Annotated in this window: 22 protein-coding genes; 12 read left to right on the forward strand and 10 right to left on the reverse strand. The window is 47.8% G+C overall.

All coding sequences use genetic code 11. The annotated features are described in order from the left end of the window. Positions 1–385: 385 nt before the first annotated feature. Positions 386–937 carry a gamma carbonic anhydrase family protein gene (locus tag RH89_RS21595; protein WP_004406468.1) on the forward strand — a complete coding sequence of 184 codons (552 nt, stop codon included), beginning with the start codon at positions 386–388 and terminating at the stop codon, positions 935–937. On the opposite strand, the gene RH89_RS21600 is transcribed toward RH89_RS21595, so the two are convergent. The 4 genes from RH89_RS21600 to tsaC form a co-directional block, all read right to left on the reverse strand. After that, entirely contained in the window at positions 927–1,193 is a 267-nt protein-coding gene (locus RH89_RS21600) for a DUF1488 family protein (protein ID WP_004406469.1), read from the reverse strand. The two genes, RH89_RS21595 and RH89_RS21600, sit on opposite strands and share 11 nt — an antisense overlap. Positions 1,194–1,197: 4 nt before the next feature. Next, positions 1,198–2,028, reverse strand: a complete 831-nt coding sequence (aroE, locus tag RH89_RS21605; RefSeq protein ID WP_004406470.1) for a shikimate dehydrogenase — start codon at positions 2,026–2,028, stop codon at positions 1,198–1,200. 101 nt (positions 2,029–2,129) lie between these two features. After that, on the reverse strand, positions 2,130–3,047 hold the full coding sequence (gene hemF, locus RH89_RS21610) for an oxygen-dependent coproporphyrinogen oxidase (RefSeq protein ID WP_004406471.1): 918 nt from the start codon (positions 3,045–3,047) through the stop codon (positions 2,130–2,132). 22 nt (positions 3,048–3,069) lie between these two features. Beyond that, positions 3,070–3,627 (reverse strand): L-threonylcarbamoyladenylate synthase type 1 TsaC, encoded by a 558-nt coding sequence (tsaC, locus tag RH89_RS21615; protein ID WP_004406472.1) that lies wholly within the window; start codon positions 3,625–3,627, stop codon positions 3,070–3,072. 191 nt (positions 3,628–3,818) lie between these two features. On the opposite strand from tsaC, the gene purE reads away from it, so the two are divergent. Both purE and RH89_RS21625 read left to right on the forward strand, forming a co-directional pair. Then, positions 3,819–4,304 carry a 5-(carboxyamino)imidazole ribonucleotide mutase gene (purE, locus tag RH89_RS21620; RefSeq protein WP_004406473.1) on the forward strand — a complete coding sequence of 162 codons (486 nt, stop codon included), beginning with the start codon at positions 3,819–3,821 and terminating at the stop codon, positions 4,302–4,304. Positions 4,305–4,309: 5 nt separating this feature from the next. After that, entirely contained in the window at positions 4,310–5,437 is a 1,128-nt protein-coding gene (locus RH89_RS21625) for a 5-(carboxyamino)imidazole ribonucleotide synthase (RefSeq protein WP_004406476.1), read from the forward strand. Between the two features lie 7 nt (positions 5,438–5,444). On the opposite strand, the gene RH89_RS21630 is transcribed toward RH89_RS21625, so the two are convergent. Genes RH89_RS21630 through RH89_RS21645 form a run of 4 tightly spaced genes read right to left on the reverse strand, consistent with a single transcriptional unit; the run spans position 5,445 to position 8,740 of the window. Beyond that, entirely contained in the window at positions 5,445–6,053 is a 609-nt protein-coding gene (locus tag RH89_RS21630; protein WP_004406477.1) for a DNA topoisomerase family protein, read from the reverse strand. An 11-nt stretch (positions 6,054–6,064) separates the two neighbouring features. After that, positions 6,065–6,538 (reverse strand): DUF494 family protein, encoded by a 474-nt coding sequence (locus tag RH89_RS21635; protein WP_004406478.1) that lies wholly within the window; start codon positions 6,536–6,538, stop codon positions 6,065–6,067. Positions 6,539–6,540: 2 nt separating this feature from the next. Further along, positions 6,541–7,644 carry a DNA-processing protein DprA gene (dprA, locus tag RH89_RS21640; RefSeq protein WP_004406484.1) on the reverse strand — a complete coding sequence of 368 codons (1,104 nt, stop codon included), beginning with the start codon at positions 7,642–7,644 and terminating at the stop codon, positions 6,541–6,543. A gap of 1 nt (position 7,645) precedes the next feature. Beyond that, positions 7,646–8,740, reverse strand: coding sequence for a LysM peptidoglycan-binding domain-containing protein (locus tag RH89_RS21645; RefSeq protein ID WP_004406485.1), 1,095 nt, complete (start codon positions 8,738–8,740; stop codon positions 7,646–7,648). A 117-nt stretch (positions 8,741–8,857) separates the two neighbouring features. Between RH89_RS21645 and def the strand changes: the two genes are divergently transcribed. From def to RH89_RS21670, 5 genes are all read left to right on the forward strand, one after another. Further along, positions 8,858–9,379, forward strand: coding sequence for a peptide deformylase (gene def, locus RH89_RS21650; protein ID WP_004406486.1), 522 nt, complete (start codon positions 8,858–8,860; stop codon positions 9,377–9,379). A 32-nt stretch (positions 9,380–9,411) separates the two neighbouring features. Continuing rightward, positions 9,412–10,359 (forward strand): methionyl-tRNA formyltransferase, encoded by a 948-nt coding sequence (gene fmt, locus RH89_RS21655; RefSeq protein WP_004406490.1) that lies wholly within the window; start codon positions 9,412–9,414, stop codon positions 10,357–10,359. Positions 10,360–10,445: 86 nt separating this feature from the next. Beyond that, complete coding sequence (gene rsmB / locus RH89_RS21660; protein ID WP_004406493.1) at positions 10,446–11,726, forward strand: 16S rRNA (cytosine(967)-C(5))-methyltransferase RsmB; 1,281 nt, start codon at positions 10,446–10,448, stop codon at positions 11,724–11,726. Positions 11,727–11,761: 35 nt separating this feature from the next. Next, complete coding sequence (gene trkA / locus RH89_RS21665) at positions 11,762–13,138, forward strand: Trk system potassium transporter TrkA (protein WP_004406496.1); 1,377 nt, start codon at positions 11,762–11,764, stop codon at positions 13,136–13,138. Between the two features lie 57 nt (positions 13,139–13,195). Beyond that, positions 13,196–14,641 (forward strand): TrkH family potassium uptake protein, encoded by a 1,446-nt coding sequence (locus tag RH89_RS21670; RefSeq protein WP_004406499.1) that lies wholly within the window; start codon positions 13,196–13,198, stop codon positions 14,639–14,641. Between the two features lie 11 nt (positions 14,642–14,652). Here RH89_RS21670 and trhA read toward each other — a convergent pair whose 3' ends face one another. Together trhA and RH89_RS21680 are read right to left on the reverse strand one after the other, a co-directional pair. Then, positions 14,653–15,306, reverse strand: coding sequence for a PAQR family membrane homeostasis protein TrhA (trhA, locus tag RH89_RS21675; RefSeq protein WP_004406501.1), 654 nt, complete (start codon positions 15,304–15,306; stop codon positions 14,653–14,655). A gap of 93 nt (positions 15,307–15,399) precedes the next feature. After that, positions 15,400–16,200, reverse strand: a complete 801-nt coding sequence (locus RH89_RS21680; protein WP_004406503.1) for a sporulation protein — start codon at positions 16,198–16,200, stop codon at positions 15,400–15,402. Positions 16,201–16,516: 316 nt separating this feature from the next. Between RH89_RS21680 and RH89_RS30135 the strand changes: the two genes are divergently transcribed. From RH89_RS30135 to RH89_RS21695, 4 genes are all read left to right on the forward strand, one after another. Beyond that, entirely contained in the window at positions 16,517–16,684 is a 168-nt protein-coding gene (locus tag RH89_RS30135) for a hypothetical protein (protein WP_022597318.1), read from the forward strand. Between the two features lie 91 nt (positions 16,685–16,775). Further along, positions 16,776–17,039, forward strand: a complete 264-nt coding sequence (locus RH89_RS21685) for a YihD family protein (RefSeq protein ID WP_004406505.1) — start codon at positions 16,776–16,778, stop codon at positions 17,037–17,039. A gap of 309 nt (positions 17,040–17,348) precedes the next feature. Next, the gene (gene ccoG / locus RH89_RS21690) at positions 17,349–18,767 is read left to right on the forward strand and encodes a cytochrome c oxidase accessory protein CcoG (RefSeq protein ID WP_004406507.1); all 1,419 of its coding nucleotides are present in this window, start codon (positions 17,349–17,351) and stop codon (positions 18,765–18,767) included. A gap of 45 nt (positions 18,768–18,812) precedes the next feature. Continuing rightward, a complete protein-coding gene (locus RH89_RS21695) occupies positions 18,813–19,799 on the forward strand; it encodes a serine/threonine protein kinase (RefSeq protein ID WP_004406508.1) in 987 nt (328 codons plus the stop codon). Positions 19,800–19,817 lie beyond the last annotated feature (18 nt).

Here is a 19,817-nt window from a genome sequence, read left to right on the forward strand (position 1 = left end):
AATTTGAAACCGAAGTTTCTAATTGGATTATCATCAACGAGTGCCCACACAGATTGATAGGTCTATATTGTTAAAGAACATTGATTTGAGCTCTGCTCAAATCGGACGGCTATTTTAGCGAGATAAACATTTGTGTCAAACACTTTTTTCAGTTTATTTCGTTTGCTTTTCAGCGTTCTAATCTAACCTCTGACTCGCTTGGTTTCTTTCGAAGCCATCCCGTGTCAGCGAGGGGGCATTATAGAGATCAGCATCACATTGGCAAGCGCTTTTTGATGTTTTTTTTGATTTCTAAATCGTTTGGGTGTTTTTTATTCAAAAGAGTGTATTTTCACTACTCTTCTATCGATTTTTGCCCTTTAATCGCCTTAGTTAAGGAGAAATTATGAGCTCAATGAGAAGTTATAAGGGTATTTGCCCCAAAATTGGTGAGGGCGTCTATATAGATAGCAGCTCAGTTTTGGTTGGCGATATTGAAATAGGGAAAGATGCCAGTATCTGGCCTTTGGTTGCTGCACGAGGAGATGTGAACCATATTCGCATTGGTGATCGCACCAACGTACAGGATGGATCTGTTCTACATGTTACGCACAAGAACCCTGAGAACCCCGAAGGTTACCCTCTCATTATTGGTAACGAGGTGACAGTTGGACACAAAGTGATGCTTCACGGATGTACCATTGGAGACCGGGTACTGGTAGGAATGGGGGCGATTGTTTTGGACGGCGCGACGATTCAAGATGATGTGATGATCGGAGCGGGTAGCTTAGTGCCACCAAACAAGGTATTGGAAAGTGGCTACCTATATGTCGGTAGCCCCGTAAAGCAAGCTCGACCACTAACTGAAAAAGAAACTGCGTTTCTTAAAAAGTCCGCCAGCAACTACGTACGGACTAAAAATGAATATCTTACAGAAGTAGAAAACATTAACGAGTGATGACGATCTTACCGTTACTGTCGTAATCTTCATCTTCTATTAAAGATTCAGCAAGTTCTTCTATCTCGAAGCGATACTGTGAGAATAATGAAAGAGCTTGCTGTTCTTCTTTGATCTCTTCTTTACTGATCTCTTGAATCATTTCCAACGACACCAGACATTCAATCAACATACCTGATTGCTGGGCGGGAAAACGAATCACTTGATTCTCTTCATCCCATGTCTGCATGTCTGGAAATAAAATCGATTGATTCACTGAGTTATCCTTCTAGATTTTTTCTTAGTTCTCTTAAGATTTGCTTGGTGCCCGGTCTTAACCCACGCCAAAGCATAAAGCTTTCTGCCGCTTGCCCAACCAGCATTCCCAACCCATCGTAGGTCTGAGCTACACCTTTGTCTTTTGCCCATTGATTAAATGCAGTAAGACCTTGTCCATACATCATGTCGTAGCTCACGGTGTGTTTATCAAATATTGCCGGACTAATGGCGGGCAAATCACCGCTCAAGCTGGCTGAAGTGGAATTGATAACAACATCAAAGGAGGCTTGGATCTCTTCCATTGGCACTGCCCGAATAGCACCGAACTCTTTGAACATCTCTTCTAATTTTTGGGCTTTAGAAAAAGTGCGGTTAGCCACCACGATGTTTGCAGGGGACTGATCCAGTAACGGCTTGATAACACCACGCGCCGCACCACCAGCGCCAATAATCAGTATTCTCGCGCCTTTGATGGGAACCTGATACTGAAGCAAGTCCTGAACGAGACCTTCTCCATCGGTGTTATCGCCAATGATTTCTCCATCGTCGAGCTTTTTCAGTGTATTCACTGCACCTGCGAGTTGTGCTCGTTCGGTCAATCGATCAGCAAACTGGTAGGCGTCCTCTTTAAATGGAACCGTGATATTGCAACCTCGACCTCCATTTGCAAAAAACTCTTTTGCGGACTCAACAAAGCCACCAATAGGTGCCTGCATGGTTGTATAGGTGAGCGATTGATTCGTTTGCCGAGCAAAGAGTGTATGAATAAAGGGGGATTTGCTGTGCCCGATGGGGTTGCCAAATACTACGTACTGATCGATGTTTTGCGTCATTTCCTTGCCTGCAAAAATAGAATTAGGGTCGTTTTAACCGACCCTATCATCATACCCAGATAGCCTCAAGCCATCGGACTCTCGGCATTTATGGCTGCAATCTACCAATCTCTGGGCTTTAGGTAATTTTGGTACAAATCGTCTTCGTGGGTACCAGGTTCAACCTGATAGTCATATTCCCATCGAGCCAGTGGCGGCATGGACATTAAAATAGACTCCGTTCGCCCACCGCTTTGTAAGCCAAACAGAGTGCCTCGGTCGTAAACCAGGTTGAACTCAACATAGCGCCCACGTCGGTAAAGCTGGAATTGACGCTCTCGCTCACCAAACTCCGTCTCTTTTCGGCGCTCGATGATTGGAAGCAGCGCGTCGGTATACCCTTCCCCTACGGCTTTGATGTATTCAAAGCTTTTATCGAATCCCCATTCATTCAGATCATCAAAAAACAATCCGCCGATGCCACGAGTCTCGTTTCGGTGAGGTAGGAAGAAATATTCATCACACCACTTTTTGTGCTCGGCATAGACGTTTTCACCAAACGGCGCACAGATTTCTTTAGCGGTATTGTGCCAGTACTGGCAATCTTCTTCGAACGGATAGAAAGGAGTCAGATCAAAACCGCCACCAAACCACCAGATGGGGTCGTGACCTTCTTTCTCTGCAATGAAAAAGCGTACGTTAGCGTGGGACGTGGGTATGTAAGGGTTATTTGGATGCATCACCAAAGAGACTCCCATGGCTTCGAATTTTCGCCCTGCCAGTTCAGGGCGATGAGCGGTCGCAGAAGCTGGCATTTCTCGACCGGAGACATGAGAAAAGTTGACACCGCCCTGCTCAAAAACCTGACCACCCGTCATCACACGAGTTCGACCACCGCCACCTAACCGCTCGGTAGATTCACGATGCCAGATGTCTTCTTTGAACACCGCTTTACCATCCGCGTCTTCCAGCTTCTGGCAAATGGTGTCTTGCAGACTCAATAAAAAGTACTTTACTGCATCTTTGTTTATCTCTGACATCGTATTTTCCTTTGTTCGCAGGTTACCCCTGTCTTAATACTTGGGAAGTCAAAGCGTCGCGAATTTCACTTGGCTTCTCGCGTCCACCCGTTTCGCCTTCCAGAATCGCCACTAAATGATCGCCCAGTTGAGCCTGAACTTCCTGAAAAGTCATGCATGGAGGCTCACCTGTCAGGTTGGCGCTGGTAGAGGTTAGCGGTTTACCGAACGTCTCGCAAAGTTTTTGAACCAGAGGGTGGTCAGTTACGCGTACCGCAATTGAGTCAAACTGACCCGAAAGCAGGTTTGACAGCTCTGGCTTCGCTGGCATCACCCAGGTAACAGGACCTGGCCAGGTCGCAAACACAGCCGCCTTTGCTTCTTCACTTAGCGCACTCTCATCTACGTAAGGCTTTAATTGATCAAAATTTGCAGCAATAAGAATCAGCCCTTTTTCGACCGGGCGTTTCTTAAGCTCCAGCAGCTTCATAATGGCTTCAGCATTGTCAGGGTCACAGCCCACACCAAATACGCCTTCCGTAGGGTAAGCAATCACTTCGCCATCGCGCAGCGCTTGAACTGTGTTTTCAAAATTGGTCAATTTGATGCCCTTTTACTTAACATTTGAACAATAGTGTACAAAGAGTTTACACGACCACTCAAAGTAATTTGCCGGGAAACTGTATCAAACCTTAAAACGAATTTGCGCAAACGTTTTCCTTAATGTCATTTCTACGTATAATGCGCGCAAAATATCCGCTCACCCAATAAAAGCGCTGAAGGAGTTTTGAGATGCAAGTCGGTATTATTATGGGTTCTAAATCTGATTGGCCAACCATGAAGCTAGCAGCAGAAATGCTGGATCGCTTTGGTGTTTCTTATGAAACGAAAGTGGTTTCTGCCCACCGTACACCGCAACTATTGGCCGACTACGCCAACAGCGCAAAAGAGCGTGGTATCAAGGTTATCATTGCCGGAGCTGGCGGTGCGGCTCACCTGCCGGGTATGGCTGCAGCATTCACAAGCTTACCTGTTCTAGGTGTTCCGGTTCAGTCTCGTGCTCTGAAAGGCATGGATTCTTTGCTTTCCATTGTTCAGATGCCTAAAGGTATCGCAGTCGGTACGCTGGCAATCGGCGAAGCCGGTGCTGCAAACGCAGGTATCCTAGCAGCACAAATCATTGGTACACACAATGAAGAAGTGATGGCAAAAGTTGAAGCCTTCCGCCAAGAGCAAACAGAAACGGTTTTGGCTAACCCGAATCCAGCAGAGGACTGATACCCATGCACGTTCTAGTCTTAGGTGCTGGTCAACTGGCTCGAATGATGTCTTTGGCTGGTGCGCCTCTGAACATTGAAATTTCCGCCTTTGATGTGGGCTCGGAAAACATTGTTCATCCGCTAACTAACCAGGTTACTGGCAGTGGGCTAGCCAATGCAATAAAACAGGCGAACGTGATTACGGCTGAGTTCGAACACATTCCTCATGATGTGCTGGATGAATGCGAGAAAAGCGGCAAATTCTTCCCGACGACCGATGCCATCAAAGCTGGTGGTGATCGCCGCATCGAAAAGTCTTTGCTCGATAACGCTGGCGTTAAAAACGCCAAGTACTTTGTGATCAACACCAAAGCGGACTTTGAGCAAGCCATCGAACACGTTGGCATTCCAATGGTGCTGAAAAGCACGCTTGGCGGTTACGACGGCAAAGGACAATGGCGCTTAAAAGACAAAGCGCAGGCAGAGGTGATTTGGCAAGAAATGTCTGAATGCATCGCAGAAACGCCAAACCAAGCCATCGTGGCAGAAGAGTTTGTGCCATTTCAGCGTGAAGTATCATTAGTTGGCGCTCGAAATGCGGCAGGTGAAATCGCCATCTACCCGCTGGCAGAGAACGTTCATACCGATGGTGTGCTTACACTTTCGACGGCAATTGATGATAAAGCTCTGCAAGCCCAGGCAAATAAAGCGTTCACGGCGGTTGCCGAATCACTTGGCTATGTTGGTGTTTTGGCATTGGAATTTTTCGATGTAAATGGCGAACTGCTGGTTAACGAGATCGCGCCTCGTGTTCACAATTCTGGTCACTGGACTCAGCAGGGTGCGGAAACGTGCCAGTTCGAGAACCACTTACGTGCTGTGTGTGGGTTGCCTTTAGGCAGTACGGAGCTTGTGCGTCCGACATCTATGGTCAACATTCTAGGTGAAGACCGAGTACCAGAAAGTGTTCTGGCGATGCCTGAGTGTCACGTTCACTGGTATGGCAAGGAGAAGCGTGCAGGTCGTAAAATGGGACACATCAATGTGTGTGCAGGCAGCGACGAAGCGTTGAAAGCGGCACTGGTTAAGCTTGCAAGCATATTGGATACTGATGCCTTTCCTGCCCTAAAGGAAAGTGCTCAAGCTTTGTAACACGTAATTACTCGTAAAAAACGGCACTCATTTGAGTGCCGTTTTTTATTTGAATTTGTTCTTTCTGACATTTTCGATTCGCACATACGATTTTTGTGCCGGTCGCCAGTTTCTTCTCTACTAATAGTGAGTAATTACATTCGCTGCACGTCCCGACAACTGGCTTGTGATTCACGGCAAACTTGCATTTAGGGTAGCTATCGCAGGCATAAAACATTTTGCCGTAACGAGATTTTCTTTCCACTAAATGCCCGGTTTTACATTCTGGGCACGCTATCTCGTCTTGAGGAGCTTGCTCTTCTTTTGGTGCATCCAGAGATTCTATGTGATGACATTCGGGGTAGCTGCTGCAACCAATAAACATGCCATATCGACCCTGCCTTAATACCAGCTCACTGGCACATTTCGGGCAAGGTACACCAAGTTCTTTAACGACGTGACCGTCATTCTGGTTAAGGTTACGAATGTAGTCGCAGGCAGGGTATTGGTTACACCCTAAGAAAGGACCATGTTTGCCATGGCGCAAAGACAATTCTCCGCCACATTGAGGGCACGGCTCTGTTTCCAGTGCATGCTCATGGGCAGAGAAAAGTTGTGCATCGATTTTACCGCTCATTCACTCCACCGTTAATGAAGAATACCGCTCTCCGTAGTATACAGGAGCTCCTCCATCTGGGTGTAGGCGTTTTCATTGCCAGGTACGTTAAACAGTACCATCAGCACAATCCATTTCAGATCGTCGAGCTGGAAATCATTGGTTTCCAGCCCCATGACACGGTCAATGACCATTTCACGGGTTTCAGCGGTTAGTACTTCGACCTGCTCAAGGAACATTAGGAATCCGCGGCATTCCAGGTCTAAGCGTGACATTTCGGTACGAGTGTAAATACGCACCGACGTGGCTGCACTGGTTCTCATGGCGGATTGTGCATCGCTTTGCTGCAGCGCTGCCAAGTCCTCTAACCAGTTCAGGGCTTTGTAGATCTCTTTTTGATGGAATCCCGCTCTCAGGAGCTCATCTTCCAACTCATCTTGATCGACCATCAATTCCGCATCGCTGTGGATGTAGGTCTCGAACAAATACATCAGTATGTCCATCATAGTTAGCCCCTCCCCTTTCGAATATAGCCACCAGGTACTGCAACAATATGCCCTGAAAGCTCAAGTTCCAGTAGTTGCATCATGACTTCATGCACAGGTATATGGGTCCGCTCTGCAAGAATATCAACGGGTGTTGCTTCTATTCCTACGTTAGCCATTAGTTCGGGAAATGGCAATTCTTCTTGCTCGGCTTCTTCACTAAATATAGATGTTTGTTGAGAAAACGACCAAGAAACTAAATTTTCCACTTCCTGGAGGATATCTTGGGAAGACTGAACCAAGCAGGCACCTGACTTGATCAGCGCATTACCACCTCGGGCATTGGGGTTATGAATTGAGCCCGGTAAGGCAAAAACATCGCGTCCCTGCTCTGCGGCATAGCGGGCAGTAATGAGTGAGCCACTGCGCTCTGCCGCTTCTACGACAAATACACCTACCGATAATCCACTGATGATTCGGTTACGACGGGGAAAATGTTCAGGACGAGGTTTGGTGTTCGGGCGAAATTCCGACACCAATGCCCCTTGCTCGACAACTCTGGCAGCGAGCTTTCGATGCCTAGCCGGGTAAATACATTCCAACCCAGAGCCCAATACAGCAACCGTTCTGCCACCTCCTTCCAGTGCTCCATCATGAGCATATCCATCTACGCCCAAGGCCAGACCGCTGGTCACAACCAGCCCATTACCTGATAGGTCTTTAGCGAAGGCTTTTGCGGTTTGCAGCCCTTCAATACTGGCGTTTCGGCTACCCACCATTGCGATTTGCGGTGCACTCAAAGACAACACGTCACCTTTCACAAAAAGCGTGGTGGGCGGCGAAGGGACTTCTTTCAACAGAGGTGGATAATCAGTATCCAGCAGAGTCAGAATATGATGGGAATCAGAAGCCGCCTCCCACTCAAGGCTCTCTTCTACTTCTGGGTGCGATTGAGATTGTAGATAAGCGATCTGTTTTGGTTTAAGACCGATGGCTTGCCAGCGCTCTGGACCGGAAGACAGTATGTTGACGGGAGAATCAATAGCGAGCAATCGAGTCAACGACTGGCCGCCTAATTGTGGGGTGAAACTTAAGGTCAGCCAGGCTCGTAACTCATTGTTCGTCATGTCAGGTATTGGAGTCCTCTTCGTCTGTCGTTTCCTTTAACAAAGGGGAAAGGCCTAATGTCTGGGTATGAATGGGCGCTTTGCTTCGGGTGATCAATGCAATACTGAACGAATCATAAGGTCGAATCACGATCATCTCACCTACAGATACGTCAGGCAATTTCTCGCTCAACCAGCCATCGTCGACAATGTAATTGCCACGGCTGCCTGAAACACCCAACCCTTCTTCCCATAAATCAAACATGGTGCCCTGCTCAACGTTATCGTTCAGACCGCGATCGATGATCACTACCTGATTTCGACCAATGTACTTGCTGCCTTCAAGCGCACCTAAGATAGACGCTGAAACGTTCTTCGGTGCAGGTTCTGGATAGAAAGTGTTGGATAAAGAAAAGCCTTCTTTGGTCAGCAATGGCAGTGCAATGTCGTTAGACAGAATCTCTTGCTGCTGCGTTTCCACCTGCAGCGCACTGAGTTTTTCTCCTGCTTCTAGCAAGGTGGCAGTGGCGACCATTTTCAAAGAAAGGACTTCTGCTCCGGTATCGCTGCGACGATATTCATGCACAGCCCGGTAAATTCCCCAGTTTTTCTCATCGGTAGGACCATCAATGAAAAGTTGATCATGTTTACTGAGGAAACGGCGCCCATCTTGTGTACCCACTACGCGCATAGCGTTATCTATCACCTCTTCTGTCACCAGACGATCGGAGTTGATGTAAGGTAAAACCAGCCCTTCAGGCAAAGTTGGAACGGCTTGTTTGTCGATGATACGAGCTTTAGGGGAGAGAGTGAGCAGCGGTTTCAGGCTCAGCATTGGCTGACCATTTCGCCAGACCAGTGTGAGTTTATCGCCAGGGTAGATTAGATGGGGATTATCAATGTCTGGGTTGATTTGCCATAATCGCGGCCAAAGCCAAGGGCTATCAAGGTACAAAGCCGAAATATCCCAAAGGGTATCGCCTTTTTTTACCTCGTAGGTTTTAGGTGCATTTTCCTTAACCGATAAAACATCACCTTTTGCAAGGACACCATGTGCCACAACACATGTTATTATAGCTAAAGAGGTACGACCTAACTTGGCCACTAATCCTTTCATAACCCCAGTTTCCCTATCCAATATTGGCTAGGATGCTGTCATTTAGGTTATAAAATGTCTAGAATTGAGCCAGCTAGGTTTTAGCTGTTTCGGCACAGTTCAATATTTCGAGTGTATATGTCTGTATTACAAGTATTAACTTTCCCTGATGATCGCCTTCGCACAGTGGCAAAACCTGTCGAAGCAGTGACACCAGAGATTCAAAAGATCGTCGACGACATGTTGGAAACCATGTACGACGAAGAAGGCATCGGTCTGGCGGCAACCCAGGTTGATATTCACCAGCGCATCGTCGTCATCGACGTGTCTGACACCCGTGATCAACCAATGGTGTTGATCAATCCTGAAATCACCGACAAACGCGGTGAAGACGGCATTGAAGAAGGCTGTTTGTCTATTCCGGGTGCACGCGCATTGGTTCCTCGTGCGGCAGAAGTGTCTGTGACTGCACTGGATCGTGAAGGCAAAGAATATTCGTTTGAAGCGGATGAGCTTTTGGCTATCTGTGTTCAGCACGAGCTGGACCACCTTGAGGGCAAACTCTTTGTGGACTACCTTTCGCCTCTGAAGCGTAAGCGTATTCAAGATAAGATGCTTAAACTTAAGCGTTTTAACGAGAAGCAAGCGAAAAGAGCCTAACACCCTTCTTCACATATTTAAGGAAGTTTACCTTGAGTCAGTCTTTAAGAATTGTCTTTGCAGGTACTCCGGACTTCGCCGCCCGTCATTTGGCGGCGTTATTGTCTTCGGAGCACGAGGTTATTGCTGTTTACACCAACCCAGATCGACCAGCAGGTCGCGGTAAGAAGCTCACCCCTTCGGCGGTTAAAAGCCTGGCGCTGGAGCATGACTTGCCCGTCTATCAACCAGAAAACTTCAAATCCGACGAAGCGAAACAAGCGCTGGTCGATTTGAATGCCGATATCATGGTCGTTGTGGCTTACGGTATGTTGCTTCCACAAGCCGTACTGGATACACCTCGTCTTGGTTGCATTAACGTTCACGGTTCGATTTTGCCTCGCTGGCGTGGAGCAGCACCGATTCAACGCTCAGTATGGGCTGGTGATGAAGAGGCTGGCGTAACCATCATGCAGATGGACATCGGTCTGGATACTGGTGATATGCTGAAAATTGCAACGCTTCCAATTGAAGCGACCGATACCAGCACATCCATGTACGACAAGTTAGCAGAACTTGGTCCTCAGGCTCTGATTGACTGCCTTGGTGATATTGCAGAAGGTAAAGCCGTTCCTGTTAAGCAAAATGACGACGAAGCCAGCTACGCCAAGAAGCTCAGCAAAGAAGAAGCACGCATCAACTGGAACGACGATGCGGCTCATATAGAGCGCTGCGTTCGCGCATTTAACCCATGGCCAATCAGCCATTTCGATGCCGCTGATAACACCATTAAAGTCTGGCAAAGCCGTCTGGACAACCAAACCACTGACAAGCCAGCAGGCACCATCCTTCAAGCTGACAAAACAGGTATCTATGTCGCAACAGGCAATGGCATATTAGTGCTTGAACAGATTCAGGTTCCGGGTAAAAAAGCCATGTCAGTTCAGGACATTTTGAACGCAAGAGCGTCCTGGTTTGAAGTAGGCAGCCAACTGGTTTAACCCAGAACAAACGACGAAGTGCATGATCACTTCATTACGAACTTTTTGAGGGCAGAGATGCCCTCCTTTGCTTTAAGGTATTCACCATGAATGTTCGCGCTGAAGCAGCCAACGTTTTGTATCTTGTTGTCGACAAGGGTCACTCATTATCTACTGCCCTTCCTGCTGCACAACAGAATATCCGCTCTCGTGACCACGCCCTGCTGCAAGAGATTTGCTACGGCGCGTTACGTTACCTTCCTCGTCTGGAAACCATCGCTAACAACTTGATGGACAAACCGTTAAAAGGTAAGCAACGAGTATTCCACCACTTGATTCTGGTCGGCATTTACCAGCTCAGCTTTATGCGAATTCCCGCGCATGCCGCGGTAGGTGAAACCGTGGAAGGCACCAAAGCGCTGAAAGGTCCTCGCTTGAGAGGGTTAATCAACGCTGTATTACGTAATTACCAACGCAATCAGGAAGAGCTGGATCAAGCTGCCGTTAGCCATAATGCAGGTAAATACGCACACCCGAGCTGGCTATTAAAGTTGTTGCAAGATGCTTACCCAGAGCAGTGGGAAACAATTATCGAAGCCAACAATCAGAAAGCACCGATGTGGCTTCGCGTTAACCACCAGCATCACAGCCGAGACGAATACCTTGAGCTACTCAAAAATGAAAACATAGATGCGAGTGCTCACTCCGAAGCGGAAGACGCCATAAAATTAGCCTCACCAAAAGATGTGGCTTCTCTTCCGGGGTTCGAAAAAGGTTGGGTGTCGGTTCAGGATGCAGCAGCGCAACTGTCATTCAATTACCTTAAACCTAAAGACGGGGAATTGATTCTGGACTGTTGTGCGGCGCCGGGCGGGAAAACCGCGCATATTCTGGAACGAACAACCAACAGTGATGTTGTTGCCATCGACTGTGACGAAAACCGCCTGAAGCGAGTGCATGAAAACCTGAAGCGTCTCAATCTTCAGGCGAAAGTCGTTTGCGGTGATGCACGTAATCCTCAAGAATGGTGGCAAGGCGAACAATTTGATCGCATTTTGCTGGATGCACCCTGCTCCGCAACGGGTGTGATTCGCCGTCATCCGGACATCAAATGGCTAAGACGCGCAGACGACATTGAAGCGCTTGCCGAGCTGCAAAGCGAAATTCTGGATGCCATGTGGCAGCAGCTAAAACCTGGGGGCACCTTGGTTTACGCGACGTGTTCAATCACGCCACAAGAAAACAAACATCAGGTCATTCAGTTCCTTGAAAGAACCGATAGCGCTCAGCTTGTCGGTTCAGAGCTGGATAATCCGGGCAGACAGATTCTTCCGGGCGAAGAAGATATGGACGGGTTTTATTACGCCGTTTTAACGAAAAAAGCTTAGGCGCGATACAAGGGTCTAAGCAGAATAGGTGAGCGATGAAAATCATCATACTCGGTGCTGGACAAGTTGGTGGCACCCTCGCAGAAAACTTGGTGGGTGAAAATAACGACATCACAGTGGTAGACCGTGATGGAGACCGGCTTCGTGAGTTGCAGGACAAGTACGATTTGCGTGTGGTAAATGGGTTCGCGTGTCACCCAGATGTGCTGCGCGAAGCGGGGGCGCAAGATGCCGATATGCTTGTCGCCGTTACCAATACCGATGAGACCAACATGGCGGCTTGTCAGGTGGCGTTCACCCTATTCAATACCCCAAACCGCATTGCCCGAATCCGCTCACCTGAGTATCTGGCTGAGAAAGATGCACTGTTCCAGTCTGGTGCGATTCCTGTTGATCATTTGATTGCACCCGAAGAACTGGTGACCAGCTACATTGAGCGTTTGATTCAATACCCTGGTGCACTGCAGGTGGTGAGCTTTGCAGAGCGTAAAGTCAGCCTCGTGGCGGTAAAAGCCTACTATGGTGGTCCTTTAGTCGGGAACGCCTTGTCTGCTCTGCGCGATCACATGCCCCACATCGACACACGTGTGGCGGCTATTTTCCGTCAAGGTCGCCCGATTCGCCCACAGGGCACTACCATTATTGAAGCCGACGACGAAGTCTTCTTCGTCGCCGCCAGTAACCACATTCGCTCGGTAATGAGTGAGCTTCAGCGCCTTGAAAAACCCTACCGTCGTATCATGATTGTAGGCGGCGGTAATATCGGTGCCAGCCTCGCCAAACGCTTGGAAAAAGAGTACAGCGTAAAACTGATTGAACGAGGCTACCAAAGGGCGGAAAGGCTATCCGAGCAGTTGGAAAACACCATTGTTTTCTGTGGTGACGCTGCCGATCAGGAGCTGCTTGCTGAAGAAAACATTGATCAGGTGGATGTGTTCATTGCGCTTACCAATGAAGACGAAACCAACATCATGTCAGCCATGCTTGCAAAACGCATGGGTGCCAAGAAAGTGATGGTACTGATTCAGCGTGGCGCCTACGTAGACTTAGTCCAAGGTGGAACCATTGATGTGGCTATTTCACCACAGCAAGCCACCATTTCTGCTTTGCTTACTCATGTGCGCCGGGCCGATATCGTTAACGTTTCCTCTCTGCGTCGTGGTGCGGCAGAAGCCATCGAAGCCATCGCTCACGGTGATGAAACCACCTCCAAAGTGGTGGGGCGCGCGGTTGGCGATATCAAGCTGCCGCCGGGTACTACCATAGGTGCCATCGTTAGGGGTGAAGAAGTGCTGATTGCCCATGACAGAACCGTGATTGAACAAGATGATCACGTGGTGATGTTCCTCGTCGACAAGAAATACGTGCCAGACGTCGAGCGTTTGTTCCAACCAAGCCCATTCTTCCTATAGAGTCAGCGTTGGCGCTCCGATTTCAGAGCGCCGCTCAAACCGTGGTAATAAGTCGATATGGTTCATTTACGCCCGATCTTATTTGTCATTGGACTGGTGCTCTCTAAACTAGCCCTCTTTATGTACGCCCCCACAGCGGTGGCATTCTTTTCAGGCACGCCCGGCTTCATTGAGTTTGGGCAATCGGTACTTATCCTTCATGGTGTTGCTTTTGTTTGTCTGACTATTGGTCGTACCGCTGAATTCCGACTCGGGGTTCGGGATATGTTCCTGATCACCTCGTTTGTGTGGACCATCGCCAGCGCCTTTGCCGCTTTGCCGTTTGTGTTCATCAATCACATCAGCTTTACCGATGCGTATTTCGAAACCATGTCAGGCATCACGACCACTGGCTCCACTGTGCTCAGTGGGTTAGACGAGATGGCTCCGAGTATCTTATTGTGGCGTTCAATACTGCAATGGCTGGGCGGAATAGGGTTTATCGTCATGGGTGTGGCGATCCTGCCCATGCTCAATGTCGGAGGGATGCGACTCTTCCAAACTGAAAGCTCAGACTGGTCAGACAAAAGCGCCCCAAGAACTAAGATTGTCGCCATCCATATCGTCTATGTGTACCTCACGCTCACTGCTTTGTGCCTGATTGGGTACTTGATCACTGGTATGTCTGGGTTTGATGCCATCAATCACGCTTTCACCACCCTTTCGACAGGTGGCTACTCCACATCGGATGGCTCGATGAACCACTTTTCCAACGGCGCGCATTGGGTCGCAATCGCCTTTATGTTCTTGGGTGGGTTGCCTTTCTTGCTGTTTGTAACGGCATTAAAGAAAAAACGCCCGATGTCATTATGGCAAGATGCTCAGGTAATAGGGTTCGCCTATCTGGTGCTGTTTACCGCGTCAGTCGTGGCGGCTTGGCTGTGGTTTCATGAAGATTATTCCATGTCTGATGCGGTTCGCGTCTCGCTATTCAACGTCATCTCTGTAGTGACAACCACGGGCTTTGGGTTGGAAGATTTCACCGCCTGGGGAGCCCTACCCGGGGTCATTTTTGCGTTCATCATGATGGCTGGAGCATGCTCGGGATCAACCTCCGGTGGAATCAAAGTGTTCCGCTTCCAGATTGCACTTACTCTACTCCACAAGCAGATGATGAAGCTGATTCACCCGTCTGGCGTCTTCGTCCAGAAATACAATCAGCGCCCGGTTAATGAGGACATTGTGCGCTCTCTCGTCGCATTCGGGCTGATGTTCCTTATCACCATCATTGTTATTGCGGGTGCGCTAGGAGCAATGGGGCTGGATCCGGTGACAGCCATTTCTGGTGCGGTCACTGCGGTTGCAAATGTAGGACCAGGGATGGGTCATGTGATTGGTCCTACTGGAAATTTTGCACCACTACCGGATGCAGCCAAATGGATACTGAGCTTAGGAATGCTGATGGGCAGGCTAGAAATTCTGACGATTCTGGTGCTTTTCTTCCCCGCATTCTGGAGAAGGTAGTGAAGACCCGATTAAATCGGGTCAACAAAGAAATAGATCGCAAAGAAATGACACGCTGCCCCACCCAGAACAAACCCATGCCAGATGGCATGGTTAAAGGGAATGCGTTTGCAGACGTAGAAAATCACCCCGAGTGAATACACCACACCTCCCACTGCCAGCAAGACCAGACCGCCAATATCCAATGAAATAGCCAGTTGATAAATCACGATAAGTGATAGCCACCCCATGGTCAGATAGGTATACAACGAGAGCTTTTTAAACCGATACACAAAGGCAATTTTGGCGATGATACCAATCAGGGCGATCGACCAAATCACAATCATCAAACCAATCGCTAGTGGCGTTCTTAAACTCACTAAAAGAAACGGGGTATAGCTTCCTGCAATAAGGAGGTAAATAGCACAATGGTCAAAAGTTTTCAGCCAACGTTTGGCTTTTCGATAAGGAACGGCGTGATAAGCCGTAGAGGCAAGAAACAGTAAAATCAGACTGCCGCCATACACACTCATACTGGTAATGGTCAATGCGTCGGCATGGTGGTCTACGGCTTTTATCAGTAAAAAAACCAGCCCAACGATGCCGCAAATCATTCCCAATGCATGAGTAACGCTGTTGGCGATTTCTTCATTTAAGCTGTATTCACTCGCTACAGGACGTGTCATACGCCCCTCCTTCAATAGAGTAACGACTCAAGAGAGGTGAAGTATGACACACTCAGCGTACACATGTAAGCTTAAACTTTTACGTCACAAAATTCAGGTGGTGCTTTCTAAAAATTCCAACACCTGTCTGCCCGCTTCTTCCCCTGAAAGTTGAGAAGACAAGGTTAAATGACGCTTAAGTTCATTCCCGCCCAACAGCCCGGCAAGCATACCGCCGATGCCTCTTTTGCGGCGATCCACTTCAAACCAGAGTTTCAGCTCATTCTCATCACGGTAGGCCACGATTTCCAGTTCACGCCAACGACCGTGATAAGGTCCCGTCGTCGGGACAAACTCAAATTCCTGAACGAATGGGAGCTCAAACCCTTTAGCTTCTTCACATTCAACCTGACGAATGCGAAGCCCCTGCTCCTCTAACGCGGTAAAAATCCCGTCCATTAACGGATCAGGACGTACTGTCAGCACATCTTTATCAGTTGGGTCGATCGCCATGGAGATGTCTAAGCCAGTTTCTAGCCAGACTTTGGCATCGCCAATCGTCACTGGGGTATTCCAGGGGATGGGAAGCTCTACATCAAACACACGCTCTTCACTCGGTTCAATGGTAAAAGCATAAGGCAGTTGCCATGACGCCAAAGCGTATTTCACGTTCTGCTTTTTGGTCTGCATTCCTTCCTGAACGTGGCTTTTGTCATTATCTGCCGGAACTTCGCGAACATAACGACAACAAAGCTTCAAATCGATGTTGTCAACTTCCTGAGCCGACGAGCCGCCATACACATGGATTTTAATGCTGACATTTTGCCCAGGAATCAGCACTTCCTGCTGAAGAATAGAATCTACTTTGGCACTGCCAATACCAAAGCTAGCTAGCGTTTTTTTAAAAAATGACATGAACAACTCCTCTAAATTGGGGTCTTCCTTTGCTTTATAAGGTCATGATTGGCAGAAGAAAGTTCCGTTTATTTTCTATACATATCCTGTACGGTCGGCTTGTGCAACATTCAAACAATGGACTCACTAAAAAATGAGCAAAAAACCAGCATTTCATTCGCACATTCTTACAATTAGTGCTACTCTCTGAGCCGGATATGATTTCATATCTTTACTCCTGATTTTCTATTGGATTGGCACGGCCAGAAGAGAGAAATCTCATAGGGAATCGGGCCATTAATTTGGCAAGGGATGTGTCTGACTGTTAGGTAAACCAATGCGCCCAACACCTGTCAGGTTTTCGCACACGAATCGTAGTGCGAGTCGACGTCGCCCAGGTTTTGTATCTGCTCCGGTTAACAGCAAACCGGCTCCACAAGTAAACTTAGTTGCTCGCAACGCTCAAAAGAGCCAGCAAGACAATAAAGTTACCGAAGCGGCTTAATGAAAAGCGCGGTCTTTGACTGCGCTTTTTTATTTCAACAGATTTTGTTAACTTAGCGACATAAGACAACACAAGTATTGTGGAGAAAGAAATGAAATGTCACCGCGTCAATGAGCTGATTGAACTGATCCACCCTGAATGGCAAAAAGATTCTGAGCTCAATTTAATGGAGTTCATCGTCAAATTGACTCAAGAAGCAGGTTATGACGGTAAATTAGAAGATCTAACGGATGATGTGCTGATTTATCACCTTAAGATGCGCAACAGCGAAAAAGACGAGATGATTCCAGGTCTGGCAAAAGATCAGGAAGACGATTTTAAAACTGCGCTGCTTAAAGCACGCGGCGTAATTTAACTCCCTCTTTCTCAGAAGCGGCGTCAGCCGCTTTTTTTGTCCCTGTTCCCTGTTTACCCTTTTTTCTACTCAACTGTTACTAAGATTCTTTTTAAACCTTGATACCCATAAAAAAATAAATGTTTTTAAACCCGTATAATTCGTGTGCAATTTGAGCTACGCCTTATTCTTCATCAACACAAACCCGATAGTTAAAGGGCTTGATCGTGTGAGAACAATATAGGGCGACTAAAATAAAAGATAAGTAGCAATGTCGAAGAGTGAAGGCAAAAGAACCTTCGCCTCAATACGCCTAAGAAGGACACCTGTATGGGTCAGGAAAGAATCGATGTCAAAGACGTGACTCCGAAAACCTTTAACCCCAAAACACATAAAGGGAAAGGAGATCGCTTTAACCCAAGTAACCGAATTTACGTTCGGGAAAGCAAAGGTACTTACCAAAAGCTTCGCCGATATGGAGGCTGGTTTCTACTGCTCATATTTGGTTTAACTCCATGGATACCTTACGGAGACAGACAGGCAATTTTGCTTGATCTGGGCAATCAGCAATTCAACTTCTTTGGTACCACCTTATACCCTCAGGATTTAACGCTTCTTGCGTTACTGTTTATGATCGCGGCTTTTGGACTCTTTTTTCTTACCACTTTTTTGGGTCGCGTCTGGTGTGGGTATCTTTGCCCTCAAACAGTCTGGACGTTCATGTACATCTGGTTTGAAGAGAAGCTGGAAGGCTCGGCTAATAAAAGGCGCAAGCAAGACAGTGGAAATCTGTCATCCAACCTGGTTTTCAGAAAAACGCTCAAGCATATAGCGTGGTGGGCGATTGCCTTAATCACAGGTTTCACGTTTGTCGGCTACTTCGTGCCCGTAAAAGACCTGGTGATTGACTTTTTCACTTTCAATGCCAGTTTCTGGCCGGTGTTCTGGGTCGTCTTTTTTGCCGCCTGTACTTACGGGAATGCTGGCTGGATGCGCTCTATCATGTGCATTCACATGTGCCCTTATTCTCGATTCCAGTCTGCGATGTTTGATAAAGACACCTACATCGTGGGGTACGATACTAAACGAGGTGAAACCCGAGGCGGACGCTCACGCAAAGCCGATCCAAAATCACTTGGGCTTGGTGACTGCATCGACTGCGACCTCTGCGTACAGGTCTGTCCGACTGGCATCGACATTCGGGATGGCTTGCAGTACGAATGTATCAACTGCGGAGCCTGTATTGATGCCTGTGACAAAACCATGGATCGCATGGGCTACGAAAAAGGGCTCATCAGTTACACCACGGAACACCGCTTATCGGGGCACAAAACCCACATTATGCGTCCTAAACTGTTGGGATACGGTGTGGTGATGATACTGATGACGGGTCTGTTTCTGTTCCAGTTCGCCAGTGTTGAGCCCGCAGGGATGTCGGTATTGCGAGATAGAAATCAGCTATTTCGGATGAACAGCGAAGGGCTGGTGGAAAATACCTACACGCTAAAGATCATCAACAAGACCCAAGAGCGACAAGAATACACACTCAGTGTAGAAGGGCTTAGCGATGTTCGCTGGTATGGCGCTCAGACGGTACATGTTAATCCCGGTGAGGTCTTGAACCTTCCACTCAGCCTGGGGGCAGACCCAGACAAACTTCGCTCTCCTATCTCAAAGATTCAGTTTATACTCTCGGACAGTGACCAATTTACTGTTGAAGTCGAAAGCCGGTTTATCAAAAAGCTTTAGACTTTCTGAGATGGAATGAGGCGCAGCAATGCGCCTTTCTTTTGTATGTCTGATAACGCTTTTAACTTCGAAGCTCTGACCCCTGACTTCATGTGGTACGCATTAGAAAGTATCGGTGTTCGCGCGGAATCTGGTTTGCTGGCTTTGAACAGCTATGAAAACCGGGTTTACCAGTTTACCGATGAAGATCGCCGTCGATATGTAGTGAAGTTTTATCGACCTTCACGTTGGAGCAAAGCGCAAATTCAGGAAGAGCACGATTTCGCGCTTGAATTGCTCGAACAGGATATTCCCCTTGCACCGCCACTACGAATCAATGGCAATACGCTGCACGAATACCAAGGCTACTTATTCACTCTGTTTGAGAGCGTAGGTGGACGCCAGTTCGAAGTAGACAACTTTGAACAACTGGAATGGGTAGGTCGTTTTTTGGGGCGTATTCACAAAGTTGCACAAACGAAACACTTCAAGCATCGACCCACGATAGGATTAGACGAGTACCTGTACCAGCCAAGAACCGTATTGCAGCAATCCAATATGATTCCAATGCATTTGGAACAGAGCTTTTTCAATGACTTAGATTTACTTATTACAAGGATTGAGTCGTACTGGCATTCGGACTTTAAACTGCAGCGCCTACATGGGGATTGCCATCCGGGAAACATCTTGTGGCGAGACGGTCCTATGTTTGTGGATTTAGACGATGCGCGAAACGGTCCCGCGGTACAAGACCTGTGGATGCTGCTGAATGGCGAGCGCCACGACAAACTGGCTCAACTGGATATCATTCTTGAGGGTTATGAGGAATTCTGTAACTTTAATCACAATGAATTGAAACTAATTGAGCCTTTGCGCGGTCTACGAATGGTACATTACATGGCTTGGTTGGTCAGACGTTGGCAAGATCCAGCGTTTCCTGCTGCCTTCCCATGGTTTGATGACCCAAAGTACTGGGAAAGTCAGGTACTGGCATTCAAAGAACAAATTGCGGCGCTGGATGAACCTTCTCTGACTCTGATGCCACAATATTAAGAAAAGTAATAATGGAGT

Origin of the sequence: Vibrio nigripulchritudo ATCC 27043, from assembly GCF_000222685.1 — a bacterium.
Taxonomy (GTDB): domain Bacteria; phylum Pseudomonadota; class Gammaproteobacteria; order Enterobacterales; family Vibrionaceae; genus Vibrio; species Vibrio nigripulchritudo.

Coding starts and splice junctions, on each gene's coding strand:
- RH89_RS21595 (WP_004406468.1), top strand. CDS start 386: ATGAGCTCAATGAGAAGTTATAAGGGTATTTGCCCCAAAATTGGTGAG.
- aroE (WP_004406470.1), bottom strand. CDS start 2,028: ATGACGCAAAACATCGATCAGTACGTAGTATTTGGCAACCCCATCGGG.
- hemF (WP_004406471.1), bottom strand. CDS start 3,047: ATGTCAGAGATAAACAAAGATGCAGTAAAGTACTTTTTATTGAGTCTG.
- purE (WP_004406473.1), top strand. CDS start 3,819: ATGCAAGTCGGTATTATTATGGGTTCTAAATCTGATTGGCCAACCATG.
- RH89_RS21625 (WP_004406476.1), top strand. CDS start 4,310: ATGCACGTTCTAGTCTTAGGTGCTGGTCAACTGGCTCGAATGATGTCT.
- RH89_RS21630 (WP_004406477.1), bottom strand. CDS start 6,053: ATGAGCGGTAAAATCGATGCACAACTTTTCTCTGCCCATGAGCATGCA.
- RH89_RS21635 (WP_004406478.1), bottom strand. CDS start 6,538: ATGATGGACATACTGATGTATTTGTTCGAGACCTACATCCACAGCGAT.
- dprA (WP_004406484.1), bottom strand. CDS start 7,644: ATGACGAACAATGAGTTACGAGCCTGGCTGACCTTAAGTTTCACCCCA.
- RH89_RS21645 (WP_004406485.1), bottom strand. CDS start 8,740: ATGAAAGGATTAGTGGCCAAGTTAGGTCGTACCTCTTTAGCTATAATA.
- def (WP_004406486.1), top strand. CDS start 8,858: ATGTCTGTATTACAAGTATTAACTTTCCCTGATGATCGCCTTCGCACA.
- rsmB (WP_004406493.1), top strand. CDS start 10,446: ATGAATGTTCGCGCTGAAGCAGCCAACGTTTTGTATCTTGTTGTCGAC.
- trkA (WP_004406496.1), top strand. CDS start 11,762: ATGAAAATCATCATACTCGGTGCTGGACAAGTTGGTGGCACCCTCGCA.
- RH89_RS21670 (WP_004406499.1), top strand. CDS start 13,196: ATGGTTCATTTACGCCCGATCTTATTTGTCATTGGACTGGTGCTCTCT.
- trhA (WP_004406501.1), bottom strand. CDS start 15,306: ATGACACGTCCTGTAGCGAGTGAATACAGCTTAAATGAAGAAATCGCC.
- RH89_RS21680 (WP_004406503.1), bottom strand. CDS start 16,200: ATGTCATTTTTTAAAAAAACGCTAGCTAGCTTTGGTATTGGCAGTGCC.
- RH89_RS30135 (WP_022597318.1), top strand. CDS start 16,517: ATGCGCCCAACACCTGTCAGGTTTTCGCACACGAATCGTAGTGCGAGT.
- RH89_RS21685 (WP_004406505.1), top strand. CDS start 16,776: ATGAAATGTCACCGCGTCAATGAGCTGATTGAACTGATCCACCCTGAA.
- ccoG (WP_004406507.1), top strand. CDS start 17,349: ATGGGTCAGGAAAGAATCGATGTCAAAGACGTGACTCCGAAAACCTTT.
- RH89_RS21695 (WP_004406508.1), top strand. CDS start 18,813: ATGTCTGATAACGCTTTTAACTTCGAAGCTCTGACCCCTGACTTCATG.